Origin of the sequence: Bradyrhizobium sp. LCT2, from assembly GCF_009931255.1 — a bacterium.
In the GTDB taxonomy this organism is placed as follows: Bacteria; Pseudomonadota; Alphaproteobacteria; order Rhizobiales; family Xanthobacteraceae; genus Bradyrhizobium; species Bradyrhizobium diazoefficiens.
Genome location: NZ_CP034432.1, coordinates 2,048,235 through 2,069,075 on the forward strand (window position 1 = coordinate 2,048,235; position 20,841 = coordinate 2,069,075).

The following is a 20,841-nucleotide window of genomic DNA, read 5'->3' on the forward strand; positions in this document are numbered from 1 at the left end:
ATGGCAAGTGACATCGAAACGGCGCTTAACGCGTGGTGTGCCGCGGTGGCTAGCGCTCTTGAAGCGATCGCGAACCGTGTCCACCGGCGCCGGCGGGTAAGCGCTTGGCACAACGGAGCGGACGGGCTGACGCTACAGCTGCTGCAGCACTCCGCACGCAAGCTGCGGCCAGAGAATGCCCAAGTTCGGCTGGCCGGCGACCATACCCTGCCAAGCAACTGGATTGGGGTACTGCGCGGGTGCGTAATGGACATTTACCTCGCCCCAAACCAAGTTCTGGTTCGGCAGCTCGACTTTCCAAAGCAGGCAGAACCATTTCTAAATGGAATGATCCGTTCACAGATCGATCGACTAACGCCCTGGAGTGCCGAACAGGCGCTCTTTGGTTTTAGTGAGCCTCAGTCGGCACCCAAGGAACGCATCGGCCTCATTTTAGCGGCGGTGTCGCGTGCCACGGTAGAGCCGCTGGTCCAGTTCGCGGATCATGTCGGAGCTGCCACAGTCGCGATCCATACTCACAGCGAGTTGTCCTTGCAACCGATTACGCTTTTCAGCGCAGGTCTTCGTTCGGCAATCTCCGGTCGCCGAGACCTCGCGAAACTCCTGAAGTTTTTTCTGCTCGGCGCTGGGACTGCGACTGCATTGGTGCTGATAATAACCATGGTGCTCAGCACCAAAGCAGACGGAGCATTGCAAGAACTGCGCAGCACGATCGCGCGTCAGCGGGCAGCAGTCAAGAGCGATCCGAGCGACGCTGCATCAACTGCCGACGCGCTGCTCGCTCGGCGTAAGCAGACTACGCCAGCGACGGTGGTGGTTCTGGATCATCTTTCGAGCATCCTGCCCGATGGTACCTATGTCACCAAACTGCGTGTCGAGGGCGATCGGCTGCAACTGGTTGGTCTGACTCAGGACGCCCCGACGCTGATCCAGCTGATCGAGCAGTCGCCGCAGTTCAGCCGAGCCGCATTTTTCGCGCCGACAACCAGATCATCAAACGAGCCCGGCGAGCGGTTTCACATCGAGGTTCATGTGAATGCCTATTTCAGGGGAAGCACATGAGGGGATCCGCTCTCTTTCAGGTGGCATTTCGGTCATCACCTGCCGCAGCCGCGTCAGGCTATGGTATCGTAGTTCTCGCTTTCCTCTGGGTAATCGCAAGCGCCATCACCGATCTACTTGCGCGATACGACCAGCTCCACGACACTGGAGAGCTATTGGCTCAGTTCGAGGGACGAGCGGTTCGGCCAGATCGCCGCGGCGAGCCTAATCTGACCGGGCCTGGCGGCTCGGCCTTTCTCGAAGGAAAGACTGTGACCCTTGCAGGCGCTGCACTGGTGCAAAGGGTGGTGGGCGCCGTCACAAAAACTGGGGGCAACGTTCTGTCGACCGAGGTCGAACTGCAGGGTAACCATTCGAAAGCAGGCTTCATTAGTGTAGTGACGAGTTGCGAGATCGAACAACCAGCCTTACAGCAACTGCTCTATGATCTGGAAGCCGGTCTTCCATTCCTCTTTGTGGAGCAACTCTTGGTCGAGACGTTCTTGACCGTCACGACCACCCCGCCAGGAAAGCTGCGCGTTTCGCTGACGGTATCGGGCCAATGGCAGGAACGCAAATGATGCGTCCTATCAAATGATCCGGTTGGCCGCCGTCGTATTAGCCATAACAAACCTGTCGGTCTGCGCGGCCATAGCGGCTGTGAAAAGCGAGGAAGTGACGGACACTGGTTCGATAGGGCAGCGGGAGGGTCGTGCAGGAGTCGACAAGCCTGAGCCCTCGCTATTGACCGTCAATTCGGTGCCGGCGCCGAAAGAGGCCGCATCCAGTGCCAATCCCTTGTGGGGGATTCCGTTGACCCGGCTATCCGCTACCCGCGATCGTCCCATCTTCTCGCCCTCACGACGGGCGCTGGTTCTTCCCGTGTCGACGCCCATTGCCGCTGTGCCCGTGCCTCCGCTGTCCTCCAAGAGACCGGAGAAGCCGGCGCTCTCGCTGGTTGGAACCGTTGTAGGAGGGCTCGAGAGCTTCGGGATCTTCATCGATCAGTCCAGCAAGTTGTCGCTTCGGATGAGGGTCGGCGAACAGCATGATGGCTGGGTCCTACGCGAGGTGCGTGCTCGCGAGGTGATGTTGGAAAACCCCTCCAAGAAGGCGATCATGTCTATGCCCCATCCTGGAAAAGGAAGTGAGGGAGAGATCCAGCTATCACCCTTGAACTCGACGGCCGCCGAACAGGAGCTGGGACCTCGACAACTGCAGTAGTGGTCCGATCCAACATCCGGTCCTCCCAAACAACGCCTGTGTTCCGTCTTATTGTCAATCTACGAAGTCGCGGATTGAATGCGTGTTGCCTTTGCACGCTTCTCCGCTGCATGGATTCAATGCCCGAGCGCCCAGCGATTTCGACTCGCCTGTGCCGTGACGACGTTCTCGATCAGATTTCCGGTAAGCGTGCTAACCCGTCCTATTCGTGAGAGTGCGGCTTTTTGGCCCGATTGATGCGGCCGCACATCTTGTCTGACGAGGCGCACAGGATTGCCTTCGGCTTTTCGCCGCCTGACGACCGGTACTTTGCAACGCGCTTGAGGGATGGGTTGGGCGAACGGGGGCGGACGCCCCGCCGGTCAAGGACCGAGCGGCAGCAGCGCGCCGGGCAAGCCGCAGATCAGGTCGGCTTCGGGACATGCCGCGGCAAACGCAAGGCGAATGCGGCTCGTGGTCTCGACGACACGGGCGGCGATTTTCAAGAGCCGAAGACGCAGCGTCGCGAACTCGGCAGCGGCCAATTCCCGGGCTTTGGGAATGGCGTCGCGCACGGTCAGCATCAGCCAATAAGCGGCCGTATGGAGCACGAGACGGACCTGGTTGGCGAGCGCCGAACGGCAGCTGGTGCGATCGGAGGCGAGCTGCGTCTTATGCAGCTTGATCAGATTCTCGGCTTGGCCGCGCGCGCAATACAGGCTGTCGTAGATCCACTCGGCCGAGCCGACATCGAGGCTGGTGACGACGAAGCGGATGTCGAGGCCGAGCATCGTCGCCTCAATACGGGCGACAGTGCGCCGTTCGCGATCCCAGGACTTTGCCTTGTGGCGCGTCTCGGTATAGCCACGCAGAACCGGCAGGTTCTCGATGGCGCGTCGGGTGCGGATGTCGTCGGCGACCTCGTCGACTTTTCTGGCGAGAGGCTTGGTGCCGGACAGACCGAAGATGTAGTCGATGCCGTTGGTCTCGCACCACGCCATTGCCTCCGGCCGGGCATAGTGCCCGTCGCCACGGAACGTAATTTGCGTGTTGTGCCATCGCGTCCGGATATGCCGTACCAGGCGGCGCAGATGGGCACGCACCTCGACGCCGCCCGGCGTCTTGCCGGGCCGCAGCACGACGGCCACGGGCCGGCTCTTCTCCGTGTCGTAGACGTGGATCGGCAGGAAGCAGCGTTCGTCATAATGAGCGTTGAACAGCGAGAGCTGCTGATGGCCGTGGACGACGTCGCAGGTATCATCGATGTCGAGCGTGACGGATGCCGGCTCGCGCGGGTAGCTATCCATCCATGCGTCGACCAAAGTGTAGGTCAGCCGGATCACGTCGCGCAGGCGCGGAGCATTCTCCAGCCGCGACAGCGTCGGCTGGGAACACAAATCCCGGCCCGTGTCCGGTAGGCGACCGCAGGCCAGTTTGAATGCCGGATCGGACCTCAGATGATCGAGGTCGTCGGCGTCCTCGTAGCCGCAGCAGATCGCGAACATGCGCGCGCGGAACATATCGACCAGGCTGTGCACGACCCGCGTCGGATCGCGCCGATCCGGGAACACCCGGGCCAGATTGTCGGCCAAACCGAGACGCCGCTCGGCCATCGCCAGAAGCATCACGCCCCCGTTCGAGGTCAGCCGACCGCCATCGAAGGCAGCTGAGACTTTCTTAGCGTGAACGGCTGGAAACGAGAAGGGCGGAATCGTATCATCGGTCATGGCGGGCGTGGCGTTCGCGGTTGAAGGTGATGGGGTGGCTTCGCAACCGAATCCTACGCCGCATCAGCGCTTTACACCACGCTCGCCAGCCTCTCAGGCGCCCTCTCGCGAATAAGACGGGCTAATTCGTCAAGGTCCAGGAGCTAGTCGTGAGCATGTTGTTGCTCGGGATCTCTAAAACACCTTCAGAATGCCGCAATCGCCGTTGACATCAATTTTCATCATTATGTGACCTCTCTTGCGCCAGAGCGGTTGTAGGCGAGGCAGCACGGCGCGTTGTTGTCGCGCCGTGAATGTCCGACGTATTCTGCCTGGCGGGAAAAAACCATCCAATAAATTGATAGTTTAGAAAGGGATACTTGCAAAACTTGTCTGCACAGCAAGCACGACGAGTAGGCCAACGACCAGAAATGGTCCGAACGGGATCGACGTTCGTGCGGTGACGCCTTGCCCGACAACATGGAGACAGAGTACGACGAACAGCGCCGCGACGCTTGCGGCAAGCAACAGAATCGGCAAGTCGAATAGTCCAGTCCAAAGCGTAGCGGCGGCCAGGAACTTGACGTCACCAAGGCCGAGCCCTTGTATGCTGCGCCAACGGAAGTAGAGTACTCTCAGCAGCAGGAGCAGGGCAGCGATTATCAGGCCTTGGCTGCCCGCGATCAGTGGACCAAGAGCCCCCTCCATTGCAAACGTCCTCGCAAGTCCCAGCGCTGCGATCAAGCCGTTGATCCAATCAGGGATGATGCCATGGCGGAGATCGGTCCAGATCAGCCAGCCACACGCGAACAGCAGCAGCGCGTAGCAAATAGTGTTAGTCAAGTCTGTCATGAAGGGGGCGGCATGACGACACGGAGCGGCGGCTCACAATGCGAGCGGGGCTGGCCACCAAGATCGACCGCGGCGATCCAGCTTCCGAGCACCGGGGTGGCCAGACGGTGCGCGTTGCCACCTGAACTCGGTTCGGCAAATGAGAATGTAATTGCGATGCACATAGGCACGCTACGAGCTTAGCCGGGCCGCAACCGGCATGCAATGACTGAGGCGGGACACTGCTTGCACCGGTCGCCTACGGTCAAAGGCTGGGTGACGGTACCCCGCGCACAGCAGCGGCGTGGGAATGCGTAGTCGTCATTCGCCCCGGAGGGGGACCGGCGGTTTCGTCACACACAAACCAGCTAACCGCAGGTCGGCATCCCTGGTTTGACCGAACAAGGGCAGTCCCGACGAGGATTCGGTATCAGCGACACATTCACTCGACCGCTCTGCAGATCCTGGGCCGCGGCGGAAAGGAATAGTTTCGTCTCGATTGAGTCCCCCTCGACAACGACGGCGATCCAGGCCATCGGCAGTGCCGCATTACAATTTTCATACTCCTCCCCGCAAGCGGCACGTCCGGAGAATGTAGCGCTGGCAGCCCCATCTGCGGGGATCATCTATTGATCGCACGCGCATTTGCAACGAGGTCTTGGCTAGGTCTCGAGTGGATCCCCCTGCCACAAGCGGAATATGCCGCAGTGAGAATATGATCCGCGTCGCTACGGCAACGCTGGCAGCCGTCCGAGTTCGACTAGGTTTTTGATTAGGCCTGCTCTCATGCGAGCGGTCCTGTTTCAATTAGTAGCAGCAATTCGGGCGGCTGAGCAGGACAAGGCCTCTCACAACTGCCCGCCCGGCCATTACAAAGCGCTCGCCGGCGTTCAGTTGCTGCTGGCGCAACCCGCCGTGAGCGCGGCTCGTTCTGAACGATCCAACACGAGCACAAAGCTGGCTACTTGCGGGACCTTGAGAATGGCGCCAAGGCTAGCTTGGTTCTCCATTTCAACAGAACTTGATGGCGCGGATCCCCATGGCCGGGCTGCCGGTCCTGCAACTCGGTGCGCTCAGCGGCACCGATTGCACAGTATCTGAATAGTCGCAATTCCGTCGCTAACGCTGCAACGAATGTCGGTCACTAGCCGTGCCGATTGTCAGGTTAGCCCAATATCGAGCTTCGACGCACCCAGATGCTACGAAGCACGCGTAATGTTGGAATTTCGATTTGGCACGCCGCTTGCTCTGTTCGCACGACCACAGCAATTCTCGCAAAGGACATCAACCTCAAGCGGACCGGCCGCGAGTCATCGCTGGACGACTGGTTGTCCGGCAGCCGCCGCAAACCGTGCGTAGCGCGGTTGCGTCATCGGCATGCTCATGCGTCGGCGAAAAGGAGTAGGCATGAAAAGAATGAGTTGCTCGAAGACAATTCTAACTGCTTTAGCCATGTTGCTGGTGGGCAGTCCCTGTACTTATGCACAATCCTCAAGGCTTTGGGTTGTCACTGGCGACAATGCGGCAGCTGCCGCGCAGCGGTCTCTTGCGAGCCGCCAATCAGTTGCTGACGATCTCGTTGCTCCCACGTTTCAAGTGATCAACGGCATGTCCGTTGCTGACATCGCTGAGAAAGACTTAGACAGGTTTTCTAATTGGATGCGCAGCGCATGCCCACGCTGCGGCGGCTTCACTGTTCACGCGTCGCGCGAGGCAGCCCTCAAGGAGGTGGACAACCCAGCTTACAAGCCCGGATTTCGCTACTTAGCTTCCCTTCCGGAGACGCTTGATCAGCAGAGTATCGTGAGCCGAGCCCTTGATCGGGTTAAGGGCGATAAGATCCTCAGCACGATCACAATGCTCCAAGGTTTCGGGACGCGACACTTCGAAACGTCCAAAGGGCAAGAAGCGGCTGAGTTTGTTCGTAGAGAATGGGAGAGCATGGGACAGGAGCGTCCAGACTTCACAGTCGCGCTATTTTCGCACGGCTGGGTTCAGAACTCGGTTATCGGAACAATCCGAGGCGCGTCCCTGCCGGATGAAATAGTGGTGATTGGCGCGCATATCGACTCAATTAATAAGAATAAAGAGAACCCCAAAGAGAACGCGCCTGGTGCTGACGACGACGCATCCGGAGTCGCGGTCGTCACAGAGGCGCTTCGTGTGCTGATGGAAACGGGATTCAAACCGCAGCGGACCATTAAGTTTATGGCCTACTCGGCAGAAGAGGTAGGGCTCCGAGGTTCCGCAGAAATCGCGGACAGATACAGCAAAGAAGGGCAAAAGGTAATTGCGGCCTTGCAGCTTGACATGACCGGCTTCAATGCCGACCGGTCCCCCCGGGACATCTACCTGGTGAACGATGATTACACCAGCCCCGAACTAAATGGTTTTCTCACTAAGCTCCTAAAGGAATACAACCATTCTGGTGCTCATGCGATCACGCACGGTGAAACTAAGTGCGGCTACGCATGCTCTGATCATGCCTCGTGGACGAGAAATGGCATCCGCGCAGCCTGGCCTTTCGAGGCTCCGCTCGAAGGTATCAATCCATACATTCACACTTCGGAGGACGTGGTCTCCAAGTTGGATGCAACAAAAGCCGCGCGCTTCGCCAAGCTTGCAATTGAGTTTGTGATCGAAACAGCAAAAGGCGTCGATGGTCGTGAGAGCTATCGCAACTGATGAAGGGGAGATGACAATGAATATGCAGGTTGAGCCAGATCGCAGCAATTACGTTCGCTACTTTCAGCGCAGCGAAGCGATTAATCGAGCTTGAGGACAGTGTCATGCGTCATAACCGTATCCACGCACTGGCGTGCTTTGTATTGAGTGCCTCGCTAGGGTCAGCTACCGCCGCCGAGATTCGTGAGGTGAACAAGGTTGTACCTCAAACCGGTCCCCTAGCCCGTCTTATTCGCAAGAGGGCGCCTGAGAGGCTGGCGAGCGTGGTGTAAAGCGCTGATGCGGCGTAGGATTCGGTTGCGAAGCCACCCCATCACCTTCAACCGCGAACGCCACGCCCGCCATGACCGATGATACGATTTCAGACCACTATCGAGAAGCAAGAATTCAACACAAATAAAACCTCTGCCTCGCGCTCGATCTCTTCATGCTTGATAGTCTCGTTTCGGAGGCTGATCACCTACCGCGTCTAATAGGCCGCTCGCGCCGGTTTCTTTGGACGCGGCACGACCGCGACTCCACGTTTCGGCACAGAAATGATCGGGAGTCACTCAATCTTTCTTCAACTTAACCCGTCTTATTCGTAAGAGTGCGCCTGAGGGGTAAAGCGCTGATGCGGCGTAGGATTCGGTTGCGAAGCCACCCCATCACCTCCAACCGCGAACGCCACGCCCGCCATGACCGACGATACGATTGCGCCCTTCTCGTTTCCAGCCGTTCACGCCAAGAAAGTCACAGCTGCCTTCGATGGTGGGCGCCTAACCTCGAACGGGGGCGTGATGCTTCTGGCGATGGCCGAGCGGCGTCTCGGTTTGGCCGACAATCTGGCCCGGGTGTTCCCGGATCGGCGCGATCCGACGCGGGTCGTGCACAGCCTGGTCGATATGTTCCGCGCGCGCATGTTCGCGATCTGCTGCGGCTACGAGGACGCCGACGACCTCGATCATCTGAGGTCCGATCCGGCATTCAAACTGGCCTGCGGTCGCCTACCGGACACGGGCCGGGATTTGTGTTCCCAGCCGACGCTGTCGCGGCTGGAGAATGCTCCGCGCCTGCGCGACGTGATCCGGCTGACCTACACTTTGGTCGACGCATGGATGGATAGCTACCCGCGCGAGCCGGCATCCGTCACGCTCGACATCGATGATACCTGCGACGTCGTCCACGGCCATCAGCAGCTCTCGCTGTTCAACGCTCATTATGACGAACGCTGCTTCCTGCCGATCCACGTCTACGACACGGAGAAGAGCCGGCCCGTGGCCGTCGTGCTGCGGCCCGGCAAGACGCCGGGCGGCGTCGAGGTGCGTGCCCATCTGCGCCGCCTGGTACGGCATATCCGGACGCGATGGCACAACACGCAAATTACGTTCCGTGGCGACGGGCACTATGCCCGGCCGGAGGCAATGGCGTGGTGCGAGACCAACGGCATCGACTACATCTTCGGTCTGTCCGGCACCAAGCCTCTCGCCAGAAAAGTCGACGAGGTCGCCGACGACATCCGCACCCGACGCGCCATCGAGAACCTGCCGGTTCTGCGTGGCTATACCGAGACGCGCCACAAGGCAAAGTCCTGGGATCGCGAACGGCGCACTGTCGCCCGTATTGAGGCGACGATGCTCGGCCTCGACATCCGCTTCGTCGTCACCAGCCTCGATGTCGGCTCGGCCGAGTGGATCTACGACAGCCTGTATTGCGCGCGCGGCCAAGCCGAGAATCTGATCAAGCTGCATAAGACGCAGCTCGCCTCCGATCGCACCAGCTGCCGTTCGGCGCTCGCCAACCAGGTCCGTCTCGTGCTCCATACGGCCGCTTATTGGCTGATGCTGACCGTACGCGACGCCATTCCCAAAGCCCGGGAATTGGCCGCTGCCGAGTTCGCGACGCTGCGTCTTCGGCTCTTGAAAATCGCCGCCCGTGTCGTCGAGACCACGAGCCGCATTCGCCTTGCGTTTGCCGCGGCATGTCCCGAAGCCGACCTGATCTGCGGCTTGCCCGGCGCGCTGCTGCCGCTCGGTCCTTGACCGGCGGGGCGTCCGCCCCCGTTCGCCCAACCCATCCCTCAAGCGCGTTGCAAAGTACCGGTCGTCAGGCGGCGAAAAGCCGAAGGCAATCCTGTGCGCCTCGTCAGACAAGATGTGCGGCCGCATCAATCGGGCCCAAAAGCCGCACTCTCACGAATAGGACGGGCTAGGTGAAATAGCTCAAGGAAGATCACCTGAGGCCTCCGTTGCCGGATTACTCGAACTCGATACTTCTTCGTCGCTTAAGGCGCTGCCTAACCGTTCCGGCGCCACCCTCCGCCTTGAGCAGCAGCACAACGGAATTCCCGTGTGGGGCCCGCAGATCGTTGCCGAGAGATCTGCTGATGGCACGAGAATTGTTGCCTTAAGCGGAACTGCCGCCTACGATCTAGGTCCGGCCCTGACCGCCAAGATCACCAAACAGCAGGCGCTTCAAAAAGCTAAGGAGATTGTGCTCTCCTCTGCTCCTACGCTTCGCGGGAGCAGCTACAAAAATGAAGAGGCCGATCTCGTGTATCTCGTTCAAAAGAATGGCGAGGTCCGGCTTGTGTACCGCACGTCGTTCTTTACAACTGTCCGGGACGGAACAGCAGCTCCACGCCCAACACGTCCTGTGTTGTTTATCGACGCTATCACAGGCGAAACGGTGAGTTCCTATGAAAACCTACAACACGCCCAAAAAGGAACGGGGCCTGGCGGAAATGCCAAGACTGGCCAATACACCTATGGAAGCGAAACCGTTCCGCCCTTCGAAGTGAACGAGCAGGGCAGCATCTGTCAAATGGATAGCCCAGATGTTTTCACCGAGCACATGAACTTCTCTGACGAAGGTACGAACGAGCCTTTTGCGTTTAGGTGTTACAACAACGCAGGGGATGATATCAATGGCGCGTTCTCACCGCTCAATGATGCCCAATTTTTCGGGAAGGTTGTTGTGGACATGTATAGGGACTGGTACGGCGTCAGTCCTTTGAAGCAGAAACTGCATTTGCGCGTACACTACTCCAAGAATAAGGACGGCGCATTTTGGAGTGGCAGCTCAGTGACGCTTGGCGATGGGAAAACGATGTTCTATCCTCTCGTGAGCTTGGATGTTGTTGCCCATGAAGTGTCGCATGGTTTCACAGAGCAGAATTCGAACCTCGAATATCAGTACCAGTCAGGTGGAATGAATGAGTCGTTTTCCGACATGGCAGGAGAGGCTGCCGAGTCCTATTACTTCCAGAAGTATGGCGATACATTCGGAAGATCGGGGCCTGACTTGACCGTGGGGGCGGATGTTACCCAAAAAGCTGGCACGTCCTTGCGATATATGTGCGACCCGCCACAGGATGGCGTGTCTATAGACCACGTCTCCAAATACTACGATGGACTGGAGGTTCACTATTCTAGTGGAATTTATAACAAGGTGTTTTGTATCCTATCGAAACGCTCTGGTTGGGATATCAGGAAGGCATTCCACACGTTTGTTGTCGCGAATCAAGACTACTGGACGTTGAACGCCACGTTTCAAAATGGTGCCGAAGGGGTGCTCCGCGCAGCGGATAAGCTGAAGTATCAAACCAAAGATATCGTCTTTGCATTTGATCAAGTAGGGATTAGTTGCGCGATGGCTGCATCCCAGGCCGCCGGGAAGTTGCTTGAAGACAAACCACATTGGGCCTGTGTCTCTGGCCGGGCCGCTGCCGGCTCGGTAAACTGATGGCGTATGGCTTCCCAGGCCCGGACCAGATCTCGTTCGGGCCCGAGGGATCTCCAGCGCATTGATTGGGGAAGAATCAGCGCCATGCAGCAAAAACTCCAGCGCTCCTTTCGGGTGCCGCGTGGAGTTGTCGTAGAGAGTGCGCGCTTCCAGGATGAGAAGCCTGTCATGACGGTTCGGGCGTCCGGAAATGTCGGCCTATGTCCATCGTGCGGGGTACGTCGTCCGCGCTTATGCGGCGTGAGCCACGTTCTGAGGTCGACAATTCCCAGGACATGCGCTTGGCGCGATGATCCGGCAGGCGGGCCAGCACGTCGGCGAGCCTAGCCTGTGGATAGATCTCGTGGAGCTTGGCCGTGCGATCAAGGTATAGATCGCAGCCGCATGCCCTCATCGGAGCCGGCGAAGGTTCAATTTCTTGGGCCCACGGAGGCGGCCTGTAGCTCGGGGTGGGCGCTCCGGGCAGGCCGGGCAGGACCGCCTTGTGCGGTTTGAAGGAGGATGAAGACATAGGCGCATGACTGACGACTGACCAGATGCCTATTTCGAAGGTTTCCCGACTTGAAGTCGTCTCGACAGGCGCTCGACGCCGTTGGACATTGGAAGAAAAGCAGCGGATCGTCAGCAGAGCTATGGCGGGCGACGTCTGGTGTCGGTTACGGCACGACGTAACGGGCTGTCGACAAGTCAATTGTTCACGTGGCGCCGGTTGGCGCGCGAAGGCAAGTTGAGCGGGGATGCCGCGCCGGTGCTTTTTCCGGTTGAGATCACGCCTGCGGCGGCTCCGATCTCGAGTGGCGCGTGAGCGTCATCTGGCGACCACGCACTGAGGGTTGATCTAGTCGGCTAGGAAGATCTCGTGGAGAGGTTTGTCACGAGGTCACCATGTCAAGAGCGAGTTGTAAGGATGGCGATAAGGATAGGCATACGCCTATCCTTGAGGACGGCTCCGACACGCTGCGGCGCGTCGAGATCATCACGGGGACCGGCCGACGACGGCGCTGGTCGACCGATGCGAAAGCGGCGATTGTCGCGGAGAGTTTTGCGCCGGGTGCAAGCGCTTCCGGGGTGGCGCGGCGACACGACATCAGCCCGAGCCTGTTGTTTCTTTGTAAGCGGTGTGTCTCCCGCACCTTGTTCGGCGTGAGCTGATCGGCAACATGCGAGCCGTGAACTGGTCCCGGTTGTCTGAACAAAACTTCCGCGTCGATAAGTGGAGCGTCTGCCGGGGTTAGGCCGCCGCGCGGAGCGGAGGAAGATCGAAGTAGGCTTGATCCGGGGTGCGGTCGTCAAGGCTCGAATGTGGGCGACGGCGATTGTAGAAGTCGAGATACCGGCCGATCGAGTTACGGGCCTCGCTGACGTTTTCATAGGCTCGCAGATAGACCTCCTCGTATTTGACGCTGCGCCACAGCCGTTCGACGAACACGTTGTCCCGCCATGCCCCCTTGCCATCCATGCTGATGGCGATGCCGTAGCTGGCAAGCAGACTGGTGAACGCCGCGCCCGTGAACTGCGAACCCTGGTCGGTGTTGAAGATTTCCGGCCTGCCATGACGAGCGAGAGCATCCTCCAACGTCCCGACGCAGAAGGCCGCCTCCATCGTGATCGACAGCCGCCACGACAGAACACGGCGTGTCGCCCAGTCCAGCACCACGGCGAGATAAACGAAGCCGTGCGCCATTGGAATGTAGGTGATGTCCATGGCCCAGACCTGGTTCGGCCGCGTGATCTCGATGCCGCGCAGCAGATACGGATAGATCTTGTGACTGGGCTCGGGCTTGGTGGTGCGCGGGCGGCGATAGAGCGCCTCTATCCCCATCCGCCGCATGAGCGTCTTCACATGCCGGCGGCCGATCTTGCACCCCTGCAAAGCCAGCAGGCCTCGCAACATACGCGAACCGGCGAAGGGATACTCCAGATGCAGCCGATCGAGACGCTGCATGATCTCGAGGTCGGCTGAAGAGACTGGACGCGGCAGATAGTACACGCTGCTGCGGCTGACCTTCAAAATCTCTGCTTGCTTGGTGATCGGTAGATCGTGTTCACAATCGATCATCGCTTTGCGCTCAGCCATCCCGCCTTGGTGAGCGCGCCTTCTAAAAAACTATGCGCGACGCTGCGCGCCCCCTGTGGGATAGAAACGGGCAACCGCTAGACTGCGGCCGGAAGGGAGCGGCCGATACGATTTTGGTGGCACGTGACCCCGTCAAAAAACCTGGTCCATGGGCTGTTGCGCACTTGAGAGTGGTGACGCCATCTCGGCGATCCCGTTTAGGAATTTGAATGAATTGCGCAGCCCAGCCCTTCCGCCGGAGTCAGGAGGAACTACAGATGAATCCCAAAAGATCGAAGTCGAAGGACGGCGGTAAGATGCCGATGGTGCACCCGAACGCGGCTGCCATCGACGTTGGCGCCACCATGCATATGGCGGCCGTTAGGGCAGATCGCGCACCGGAGCCAGTCCACAGTTTCGGTACCTTCACGGCCGATCTGCATCGGCTGGTCGACTGGTTTACGGAATGCGGCGTCGAGACCGTCGTCATGGAATCGACCAGCGTCTACTGGATTCCAATTTTCGAGCTTCTCGATGCCCGGGGATTTACGGTGTTTCTTGTCAACGCGCGGGATGCCAAGCACGTGCCGGGGCGTAAGACCGATGTCAGCGATGCGCAATGGCTGCAGCGGCTCCATTCATTCGGGTTGCTGCGGGCCAGCTTTCAGCCCAAAGGGCAGATTGCCGAGCTGCGAGCCTACGTGCGTCAGCGCGAGCGTCTGCTGGAGTACGCGGCCTCACACATCCAGCATATGCAGAAGGCCTTGACGGAGATGAATCTTCAGCTCCACCACGTCGTCGCCGACATCACCGGCGCGACCGGCCTGCGTATCATACGCGCGATCCTTGCCGGCGAGCGCGATCCCGAGGCGCTGGCGTGCTTGCGCCATTACAGTTGCCACTCCAGTGCCGAGACGATTGCGAAGGCGCTCACCGGGAGCTACCGCGCCGAGCATCTGTTTGCGCTCGAGCAGGCACTTGCGCTTTACGACACCTACCACGAGAAGGCATCTGCCTGCGACGCCCGGATCGAAGCCGTGTTGAAGGAACTGAGCAACCATCGCGGTCGTGGTCATGGACCAGCACCGCCGGCCTCGCTGCGTCGGAATCGAACCGATCAGGCGAACGCTCTAGCTTTCGACGTCCGCGAGGCGCTATTCGCGTTGCTGGGAAAAGACATCACCACGATCGACGGCCTCGGTCCTTACCTCTCGCTGAAGCTGATCGCTGAATGCGGTGACGACCTCTCCTCGTGGCCAAGTGCAAAGCATTTTACCTCCTGGCTAGGACTGGCGCCGAGCAACAAGGTCTCCGGCGGCAAAAGGCTCTCGTCCCGAACGCGCCGATCCGGCGGCCGGGCGGCGGCGCTTCTGCGCCTTGCTGCCGTCACCGTCGGACGCACCAATACTGCGCTCGGCGCCTTTTACAGGCGACTTTCATCGCGCATCGGTAAGGCCAAGGCAGTGACCGCCACGGCCCGCAAGATCGCAGTTCTGTTCTACAATGCTGTGCGATACGGAATGGACTATGTCGATCCCGGGGCCTCGTCCTACGAGACGCGCTACCGGACGCGAGTGGTCAACAATTTGCATCGGCGTGCCAAGGCATTCGGCTTCGTTCTCCAGCCCTTGGAGCCGAACGTCGGCGATGCTGTTTCTTAGGAATCGTTCTCCAGCGTCAGCTCTCCGATCTTGGCGTGCAGCGACTTCACATCGACCGCGGGCGTGGCCGGTGTCCCGCCTCCCGGTCCGAAAATATCGGAGGCGCCGCCCTCAAGCTGGGATTTCCAGGCCGTAATCTGATTGGGATGAACGTCGAAATGCTCCGCCAACTGGGCTATCGTGCGATCGCCCTTGACGGCGGCCAGCGCCACCTTCGCCTTGAAGGCCGGTGAGTGGTTCCGGCGCGGTCGTCTGCTCATGGTTTCTCCTGTTCACGGCGATTATCGCCGCTGTCAGGCAGAAATTCCACTTATCGTCCTGTCCAAATTTGTGGAGCCGGCTCTCCGTCATATACAGTAAGGTTCGCATATATGGTTGACCATATAGTTGACGCTTCAGAGCCACGGGGCCGGGTGGATATCCAGGTCGGAGCGGGGCGTCGGCGGCGGTGGAGCGCCGTGGTCAAGGGGCGGATCGTGGCGGAGTCATATGCGCCGGGCACAGTTGTGTCCGAGGTGGCGCGCCGGCACGACCTCTCACCGCAACACCTGTTTGCTTGGCGCAAGGCCGCGCGTGCCGGTCTGCTGAGCTTGCCGGCGGAGGATGCACCGCTCTTCGTTCCGGTGGTGTCGGAGCTTCGCCCCGCTGGGATGTGCGTGGAAGCGGCAACGCGGAACGGGATAACGATCAGCATCGAGATTGGCGATGCGGTAGTTCGCGCAGCGGCGGGGGTCGATCCGGCCTGGCTGCGCGATGTGCTGCGGGCCGTGAGGGCGACGACATGATCGCGGCTTCGGCGGGCGTGAAGATCATGGTCGCGACGCGGCCGGTCGACTTTCGTAAAGGTGCCGATGGTCTCGCCGCGCTGGTGCGCGAGCAACTCCACCATGATCCGTTCGCGGGAACGATTTTCGTCTTCCGTTCAAAGCGAGCGGACCGTTTGAAGATTTTTGCCTGGGACGGGTCCGGGCTCGTGCTGCTGTGGAAGCGGCTGGAGCATAGCGCGTTCCGCTGGCCGCCGATCAGCGATGGCGTGATGCGTTTGTCTGCCTCACAGCTCGCCGCGCTGATGGACGGCCTGGATTGGTCGCGCCTGCATGCCCGCGACATTGGTCAGCCGAGCGCAACGTCGTGAACCCTGTGACCAATTGAATCATGTCGGCTGCAGTCTTCCACAAGGGCCCGCGAATCAGCTTGAGTACCGGGCGTGAGCGAGACCACGGATCAACTTCCGACCGATATCGAGGCGCTGCAGGCGCTGGTTGCGGCGGCACGTGCGGAGCGCGACGCGGCGATCGCAAAGTGCGACGCGGCGATCGTCGAACGCGATCAGGCGCTGTCGCAAATGGATCGCCTTCAGCATCTCTTGCGCCAGCTGCAACGCGCGCAGTTCGGTCGCCGCTCGGAGAAGCTCGACCCTGAGCAGTTGCAGCTGGCGATCGAGGACATCGAGCAGGCCATTGCCGGCGATGAAGCGGTCCAGGACAGGAAGGACACGGCAGGCGCACGCCAGCGTGCTGAACGGCGCCGCGCCAGCCGTGGTGCGCTTCCGGCCCATCTGCCGCATATCGACGTCACGATTGCCCCGGAGGATACCAACTGTCCGTGCTGCCACACGCCTCTGCATGTGATCGGTGAGGAGACCTCACGGCGGCTCGACGTCGTCCCGGCACAGTTCCGCGTGATCGTCACCCATCGTCCCAAATATGCCTGTCGGGCCTGCACGGATGGCGTGGTTCAGGCGCCGGCACCAGAGCGGCTGATCAAGGGCGGCTTGCCGACCGAGGCGATGGTCGCCCATGTTCTGGTCGCCAAATATGCCTGGCACCTGCCGCTGTATCGGCAGGCTCAGATGCTGCTGGCGCAGGGTATCGACATCAAGCGCTCGGTTTTGGCGTTCTGGGTGGGCTATGCAGGCGCAGAGCTTCGTCCGCTCTGGCTCAGGCTGCGCGAGATCATTTTGACCGCGAACAAGATCGCGGTGGACGAGACCACAGCGCCTGTGCTCGATCCCGGCCGCGGCCGCACCAAGAAAGGCTTCTTCTGGGCGATCGCGCGCGACGATCGGCCGTGGGGCGGGGCCGATCCGCCGGCAGTGGCCTACACTTATGCGCCTGGTCGCGGCGCCGTCCACGCGCTCAAGCTGCTCGACGGTTATCGCGGCATCGTGCAATGCGACGGCTACACCGTCTACAAGACCATTGCCGACACCGCGCCTGACGCGGCGATCACGCTCGCCTTCTGCTGGGCTCATCTGCGGCGGCGCTTCTTCGACGTTGTCCAGGACGGTCCTGCTCCGATCGCGAGCGAAGCGCTCGAGCGTATTGCCGCTCTCTATGCGATCGAGAAGACGATCAGGGGCCGCAGCGCCGATGAGCGTCGTGCCATCCGCCAGGAGCGCAGCAAGCCGCTGGTGCTGGCGCTCAAGGCCTGGTTCGAGCAGCAACTCACCCGCGTCTCGGGCAAAGCGACAATCGCCGAGCACATCCGTTACGCCTTGAACCACTGGGTTGGCCTGATGCGCTTCCTTGACGACGGCCGCATCGAGCTCGACACAAATATTGTCGAGCGAAGCATCCGTCCTCTTATCCTCAACCGCAAGAACGCACTGTTCGCGGGGCATGATGAGGGCGCGGAGAACTGGGCCTGCATCGCTTCGCTGATTGAGACCTGCAAGCTCTGCGGCGTGGAGCCGCAGGCCTATCTGACCGACGTCCTCACCAGACTCGTCAACCTCTGGCCGGCCTCGCGTCTGGACGAACTCATGCCCTGGGCGTGGAGCGCCGAGCAAGCTAAAAGCCTCGCCGCTTGATGAACTCGCTTCCTGGATCGCGACCGCTCCAGCCGGCCTCGTCGCCGCCGGCTCCGTGTGTTCCGACAACGTCAACAACCCGTCGCGCACGGCCTTGCGCCAGGTCGACAAATGCTGCGGCGATAGACCGTGGCGCCGCGCGACGTCCGAGACGATCGCGCCGGGAACAAAGGATTCCGCGACGATCCGTCCCTTGACCTCGCCGCTCCAGCGCCGCCGAACCCGTAGTTCCGATGCGTCGACAACACGCCCGATCATATATGCAAACCGTCCTCTTCAAGACGGAACGCATATTGCCGGTCTGCTCAACAGCAACAAGGTGCGGGAGACACGCCGCTTACGTTTCTTTGGCGTCGTCAGACAACGCGGGCGAAGCTCGAGGAGCATGGAGGCATGCCATCAGGCTTTGTGCCGGTCGCAATCACCGACTGTGGAGGCAAATTGCCGCTATGCGAGGAGCAGGGAGCGATTGAGATCGAGGTCGGCGCAGTTCGCATCCGTGTCATGGGAACGGTCGACCGGCGAGCACTCTGCGAGGTGCTTGCGGCAGTCGGGACGGTCGGCCGATGATCGGGCCCCGCGCTGGGTTATCGATCTGGATCGCGACGCAGCCGGTCGATTTCCGTCGCGGCATGGACTCGCTGGCGATGCTGGTAAGCGAGGCGTTTGGAGCCGATCCGTTCGACGGCGGGCTGTGGGTGTTTCGATCCAAGCGCCGAGATCGCGTGAAGATCCTGACCTGGGACGGAAGTGGCCTTGTTCTCTACTACAAGAGAATCGAAGGGCAGTTCAGCTGGCCTCCGATCAAGGAAGGCGTCATGCCGCTATCTCATGCTCAGCTCTCGGTGCTGCTCGACGGCTCGGACTGGAAGCGTGTGCCGATGCGGGTTGTGGATCAACCAACACGAGCTGGTTGATCATCATCAAGAGTAGTTCGTCATTCATGCAGAGCTGTAGTAGAACGCGCTGCATGATTGATTTGCCTTCCGATCGAGCATTGCTCCAGCAAGCCGTGACGGCACTGTCGTCACGGCTTGCCGTGGTGTCGGCGGAATGCAGCACGCTGGCGGCCGAGCGTGATGTGGCGATCGCCCAACGCGATGCTGCAGTCCAGGAGAACGACAAGCTCCTGATGATCCTGTCCCAGTACAAGCGCACGATCTTTGGTCCCCGCTCCGAGACACTGGATCCCGGACAGCTGTCTCTCTTCACCATCACGGCGCAGGCGGCAGGTGCCGCCGCCAACGACGACGGGACCGGAGGCAGGCTGCCTGATGGAGCGGAAGGCCGTAGCAAGCGACCGGCGCGACGCAACCGGGGGAGGCTTCCGGAGCATTTGCCGCGCATCGACGTCGTGATCGATATCGAGAGCCACATCTGCCCCTGCTGCGGCGAGCGGCTGCACAAGATCGGGGAGACCGTCAAGGAAGCCTTCGACGTCATTCCGATGCAGTACCAGGTCAAGCGCATTGTGCGTCCGCGCTACGGCTGCCGGGGATGCCGCCAGGGTGTGCTGCAGGCACCGGCGCCGGCCCAGGCGATCGACGGCGGGATGGTGACGGAAGCCTTGCTGGCCCACATCGCGGTGATGAAATACGGCTACCAGCTGCCGCTGTATCGGCAGGAACAGATGTTCGCCGCGCAAGGCATCACGCTTGACCGGCAGACGCTGGCCTCATGGATGGGCCGCGCCGCCTGGTGGCTGAAGCCGCTTCACACGCTGTTGCGCGACACAGTGATGTCCTACCCGCGGCTGTTTGCCGACGAGACGCCACTGCCGGTTCTCGATCCCGGCCGTGGCAGAACCAAAGTCTGCCAGTTCTGGGCGATCGCCACCGATGACCGTCCGTGGGGCGGCCCCGCGCCGCCGGCGGTGGTCTACATGTTTGCCGAGGATCGCAAGGCGATCCGCGCCAAGCAGCTGTTCGGGGATTACCACGGCATCCTGCAGGTCGACGGCTATGCCGCCTACAAGGGCCTGATCAAGAACGGCGGCCGTCTGGTGCTGCTGGCGTTCTGCTTCGCGCATGCGCGGCGGAAGTTCTGGGACGTTCACGTCGCGACGAAGTCGCCGATTGCCGCGGAAGCGCTGCAACGGATCGCGATGTTCTACGCCATTGAGGATCGCATCCGCGGTCTGCCGGCGGCGCATCGGGCTGCGGTGCGGCAAACCGACACCAGGCCGCTGATCGAGGACTTCAAACCCTGGCTCGAGGCGCGACTGCTGGAAGTCTCGAAGAAGTCCGGTCTGGGCAAAGCCATCCGCTACACCCTCAACCATTGGGACGGCCTGACGCGCTTCATCGATGACGGACGCATTGAAATAGACAGCAATACGGTCGAGCGCAGCATCAAGCCGATAGGCCTGGGAAAGAAGAACTACTTGTTCGCCGGCAGTGAAGGCGGCGCCGAAACATGGGCCATTCTCGCCTCGCTCATCAACACGGCAAAGCTGCAAGACATCGACCCGCGACACTATCTGACCGATGTTCTCGAGCGCATCGTCTCCGGACGTACAAAGATCAATCAGCTGCACATGCTGTTGCCGTGGAATTGGAAGGCCGAGCGCGACAGTTCGCTGGCAAAGCTCGCCGCCTGATCAGTTCGACGGCAAGGACTCTGGAACTTCCTGCGCATCGCTGGTGTCGTCATAGATCTCCTCGCGGATCACGCGCAGCGTCATCTCGTGCAGATAAACTTGCAACGCCCTCTCCAGCTCGGTGAACTCCGGCAACAGAACTTTGTCGACGAAGCCTCGGGACGCACGGATCACCACCGTGTTGCGTCGTTGGCGGTGATAACGAAACGGCCGCAGCCCGTACCGGCGGCAAAGCGCCAAAAACAGGTGCCGCGACCATTGGTCAGGAAGTGAGAATTGCTGCTCGATCGGCGGATCGTGGCGAGCGAGCTCCGCGACCCGGGCACGCACCCGCTGTAGCGCAGCTTCCGCCGCAAGGCGCTCACCGGCAGTTCCGGCACCCGCGAACAACGCCTCGATCTTCCGAAGCTTCTCGCGCAGCTGCGATTCGCTGGTCATTCTGATCCCCGTTGCCCGCTCCGAACCGGGATCACCCCATCACCGCGCGCCGGCAGCGTCAATCATCCAGACCGCGCTATCCAGAG

At 60.6% G+C, this 20,841-nt stretch carries 17 protein-coding genes and 3 pseudogenes; 14 read left to right on the forward strand and 6 right to left on the reverse strand.

Features of this window, described 5'->3' with window-relative positions:
* The 3 genes from EI171_RS10310 to EI171_RS10320 are packed head-to-tail and all read left to right on the forward strand — an operon-like array spanning position 1 to position 2,265.
* Complete coding sequence (locus tag EI171_RS10310) at positions 1-1,062, forward strand: PilN domain-containing protein (RefSeq protein ID WP_246740484.1); 1,062 nt, start codon at positions 1-3, stop codon at positions 1,060-1,062.
* Positions 1,059-1,622: a type II secretion system protein GspM gene (gspM, locus tag EI171_RS10315; protein ID WP_161533269.1), complete on the forward strand. Its 564-nt coding sequence runs from the start codon at positions 1,059-1,061 to the stop codon at positions 1,620-1,622. The genes EI171_RS10310 and gspM overlap by 4 nt, the downstream gene beginning before the upstream one ends.
* Before the next feature lie 13 nt (positions 1,623-1,635).
* Positions 1,636-2,265, forward strand: a complete 630-nt coding sequence (locus EI171_RS10320) for a general secretion pathway protein GspN (protein WP_161533270.1) — start codon at positions 1,636-1,638, stop codon at positions 2,263-2,265.
* 362 nt (positions 2,266-2,627) lie between these two features.
* Here EI171_RS10320 and EI171_RS10325 read toward each other — a convergent pair whose 3' ends face one another.
* Both EI171_RS10325 and EI171_RS10330 read right to left on the reverse strand, forming a co-directional pair.
* Positions 2,628-3,971, reverse strand: coding sequence for an IS1380-like element ISBdi2 family transposase (locus tag EI171_RS10325; protein WP_161532335.1), 1,344 nt, complete (start codon positions 3,969-3,971; stop codon positions 2,628-2,630).
* A 345-nt stretch (positions 3,972-4,316) separates the two neighbouring features.
* Positions 4,317-4,802 carry a prepilin peptidase gene (locus EI171_RS10330; RefSeq protein WP_161533271.1) on the reverse strand — a complete coding sequence of 162 codons (486 nt, stop codon included), beginning with the start codon at positions 4,800-4,802 and terminating at the stop codon, positions 4,317-4,319.
* Between the two features lie 1,386 nt (positions 4,803-6,188).
* Here EI171_RS10330 and EI171_RS10335 point away from each other — a divergent pair.
* The 5 genes from EI171_RS10335 (at position 6,189) to EI171_RS10355 (ending at position 12,341) form a co-directional block, all read left to right on the forward strand.
* Entirely contained in the window at positions 6,189-7,466 is a 1,278-nt protein-coding gene (locus EI171_RS10335) for a M20/M25/M40 family metallo-hydrolase (protein WP_161533272.1), read from the forward strand.
* Positions 7,467-8,143: 677 nt separating this feature from the next.
* Positions 8,144-9,487, forward strand: a complete 1,344-nt coding sequence (locus EI171_RS10340; RefSeq protein WP_161532339.1) for an IS1380-like element ISBdi2 family transposase — start codon at positions 8,144-8,146, stop codon at positions 9,485-9,487.
* Between the two features lie 250 nt (positions 9,488-9,737).
* Entirely contained in the window at positions 9,738-11,189 is a 1,452-nt protein-coding gene (locus EI171_RS10345; protein WP_371740532.1) for a M4 family metallopeptidase, read from the forward strand.
* Positions 11,190-11,838: 649 nt separating this feature from the next.
* Positions 11,839-11,994, forward strand: a complete 156-nt coding sequence (locus tag EI171_RS46680) for a transposase (RefSeq protein WP_161533274.1) — start codon at positions 11,839-11,841, stop codon at positions 11,992-11,994.
* An 80-nt stretch (positions 11,995-12,074) separates the two neighbouring features.
* Positions 12,075-12,341 (forward strand): transposase, encoded by a 267-nt coding sequence (locus tag EI171_RS10355; RefSeq protein ID WP_161533275.1) that lies wholly within the window; start codon positions 12,075-12,077, stop codon positions 12,339-12,341.
* A 79-nt stretch (positions 12,342-12,420) separates the two neighbouring features.
* Here the strand turns inward: EI171_RS10355 and EI171_RS10360 are convergent.
* Positions 12,421-13,296 (reverse strand): annotated as a pseudogene (locus EI171_RS10360) (IS3 family transposase); the annotation flags it as partial.
* A gap of 227 nt (positions 13,297-13,523) precedes the next feature.
* Here EI171_RS10360 and EI171_RS10365 point away from each other — a divergent pair.
* Positions 13,524-14,906 (forward strand): IS110 family transposase, encoded by a 1,383-nt coding sequence (locus EI171_RS10365; RefSeq protein ID WP_161533276.1) that lies wholly within the window; start codon positions 13,524-13,526, stop codon positions 14,904-14,906.
* 2 nt (positions 14,907-14,908) lie between these two features.
* Here the strand turns inward: EI171_RS10365 and EI171_RS10370 are convergent.
* Positions 14,909-15,166, reverse strand: a pseudogene (locus EI171_RS10370) (transposase); the annotation flags it as partial.
* 153 nt (positions 15,167-15,319) lie between these two features.
* Between EI171_RS10370 and EI171_RS10375 the strand changes: the two are divergent.
* From EI171_RS10375 to EI171_RS10385, 3 genes are all read left to right on the forward strand, one after another.
* Positions 15,320-15,691 carry a transposase gene (locus tag EI171_RS10375; RefSeq protein ID WP_157158178.1) on the forward strand — a complete coding sequence of 124 codons (372 nt, stop codon included), beginning with the start codon at positions 15,320-15,322 and terminating at the stop codon, positions 15,689-15,691.
* Entirely contained in the window at positions 15,688-16,041 is a 354-nt protein-coding gene (gene tnpB / locus EI171_RS10380) for an IS66 family insertion sequence element accessory protein TnpB (RefSeq protein ID WP_011084591.1), read from the forward strand. Before EI171_RS10375 ends, tnpB (EI171_RS10380) begins: the two co-directional genes overlap by 4 nt.
* Positions 16,042-16,113: 72 nt before the next feature.
* Positions 16,114-17,718 (forward strand): IS66-like element ISBj7 family transposase, encoded by a 1,605-nt coding sequence (locus tag EI171_RS10385; RefSeq protein ID WP_161533277.1) that lies wholly within the window; start codon positions 16,114-16,116, stop codon positions 17,716-17,718.
* A gap of 63 nt (positions 17,719-17,781) precedes the next feature.
* Here the strand turns inward: EI171_RS10385 and EI171_RS10390 are convergent.
* Positions 17,782-17,976, reverse strand: a pseudogene (locus EI171_RS10390) (transposase); the annotation flags it as partial.
* A gap of 308 nt (positions 17,977-18,284) precedes the next feature.
* On the opposite strand from EI171_RS10390, the gene tnpB (EI171_RS10395) reads away from it, so the two are divergent.
* Together tnpB (EI171_RS10395) and EI171_RS10400 are read left to right on the forward strand one after the other, a co-directional pair.
* Positions 18,285-18,635, forward strand: a complete 351-nt coding sequence (gene tnpB / locus EI171_RS10395; RefSeq protein ID WP_038379303.1) for an IS66 family insertion sequence element accessory protein TnpB — start codon at positions 18,285-18,287, stop codon at positions 18,633-18,635.
* A 95-nt stretch (positions 18,636-18,730) separates the two neighbouring features.
* Positions 18,731-20,317, forward strand: a complete 1,587-nt coding sequence (locus EI171_RS10400; RefSeq protein ID WP_371740533.1) for an IS66 family transposase — start codon at positions 18,731-18,733, stop codon at positions 20,315-20,317.
* On the opposite strand, the gene EI171_RS10405 is transcribed toward EI171_RS10400, so the two are convergent.
* Positions 20,318-20,755 (reverse strand): hypothetical protein, encoded by a 438-nt coding sequence (locus EI171_RS10405; RefSeq protein ID WP_060908463.1) that lies wholly within the window; start codon positions 20,753-20,755, stop codon positions 20,318-20,320.
* Positions 20,756-20,841 lie beyond the last annotated feature (86 nt).

What these genes read in the sequence shown, in the direction of transcription:
- EI171_RS10340 (WP_161532339.1), top strand. Translation starts at nt 8,144, where the DNA reads ATGACCGACGATACGATTGCGCCCTTCTCGTTTCCAGCCGTTCACGCC.
- EI171_RS10335 (WP_161533272.1), top strand. Translation starts at nt 6,189, where the DNA reads ATGAAAAGAATGAGTTGCTCGAAGACAATTCTAACTGCTTTAGCCATG.
- EI171_RS10330 (WP_161533271.1), bottom strand. Translation starts at nt 4,802, where the DNA reads ATGACAGACTTGACTAACACTATTTGCTACGCGCTGCTGCTGTTCGCG.
- EI171_RS10310 (WP_246740484.1), top strand. Translation starts at nt 1, where the DNA reads ATGGCAAGTGACATCGAAACGGCGCTTAACGCGTGGTGTGCCGCGGTG.
- EI171_RS10365 (WP_161533276.1), top strand. Translation starts at nt 13,524, where the DNA reads ATGAATCCCAAAAGATCGAAGTCGAAGGACGGCGGTAAGATGCCGATG.
- gspM (WP_161533269.1), top strand. Translation starts at nt 1,059, where the DNA reads ATGAGGGGATCCGCTCTCTTTCAGGTGGCATTTCGGTCATCACCTGCC.
- tnpB (WP_011084591.1), top strand. Translation starts at nt 15,688, where the DNA reads ATGATCGCGGCTTCGGCGGGCGTGAAGATCATGGTCGCGACGCGGCCG.
- EI171_RS10325 (WP_161532335.1), bottom strand. Translation starts at nt 3,971, where the DNA reads ATGACCGATGATACGATTCCGCCCTTCTCGTTTCCAGCCGTTCACGCT.
- EI171_RS10405 (WP_060908463.1), bottom strand. Translation starts at nt 20,755, where the DNA reads ATGACCAGCGAATCGCAGCTGCGCGAGAAGCTTCGGAAGATCGAGGCG.
- tnpB (WP_038379303.1), top strand. Translation starts at nt 18,285, where the DNA reads ATGATCGGGCCCCGCGCTGGGTTATCGATCTGGATCGCGACGCAGCCG.
- EI171_RS10355 (WP_161533275.1), top strand. Translation starts at nt 12,075, where the DNA reads ATGTCAAGAGCGAGTTGTAAGGATGGCGATAAGGATAGGCATACGCCT.
- EI171_RS10320 (WP_161533270.1), top strand. Translation starts at nt 1,636, where the DNA reads ATGATCCGGTTGGCCGCCGTCGTATTAGCCATAACAAACCTGTCGGTC.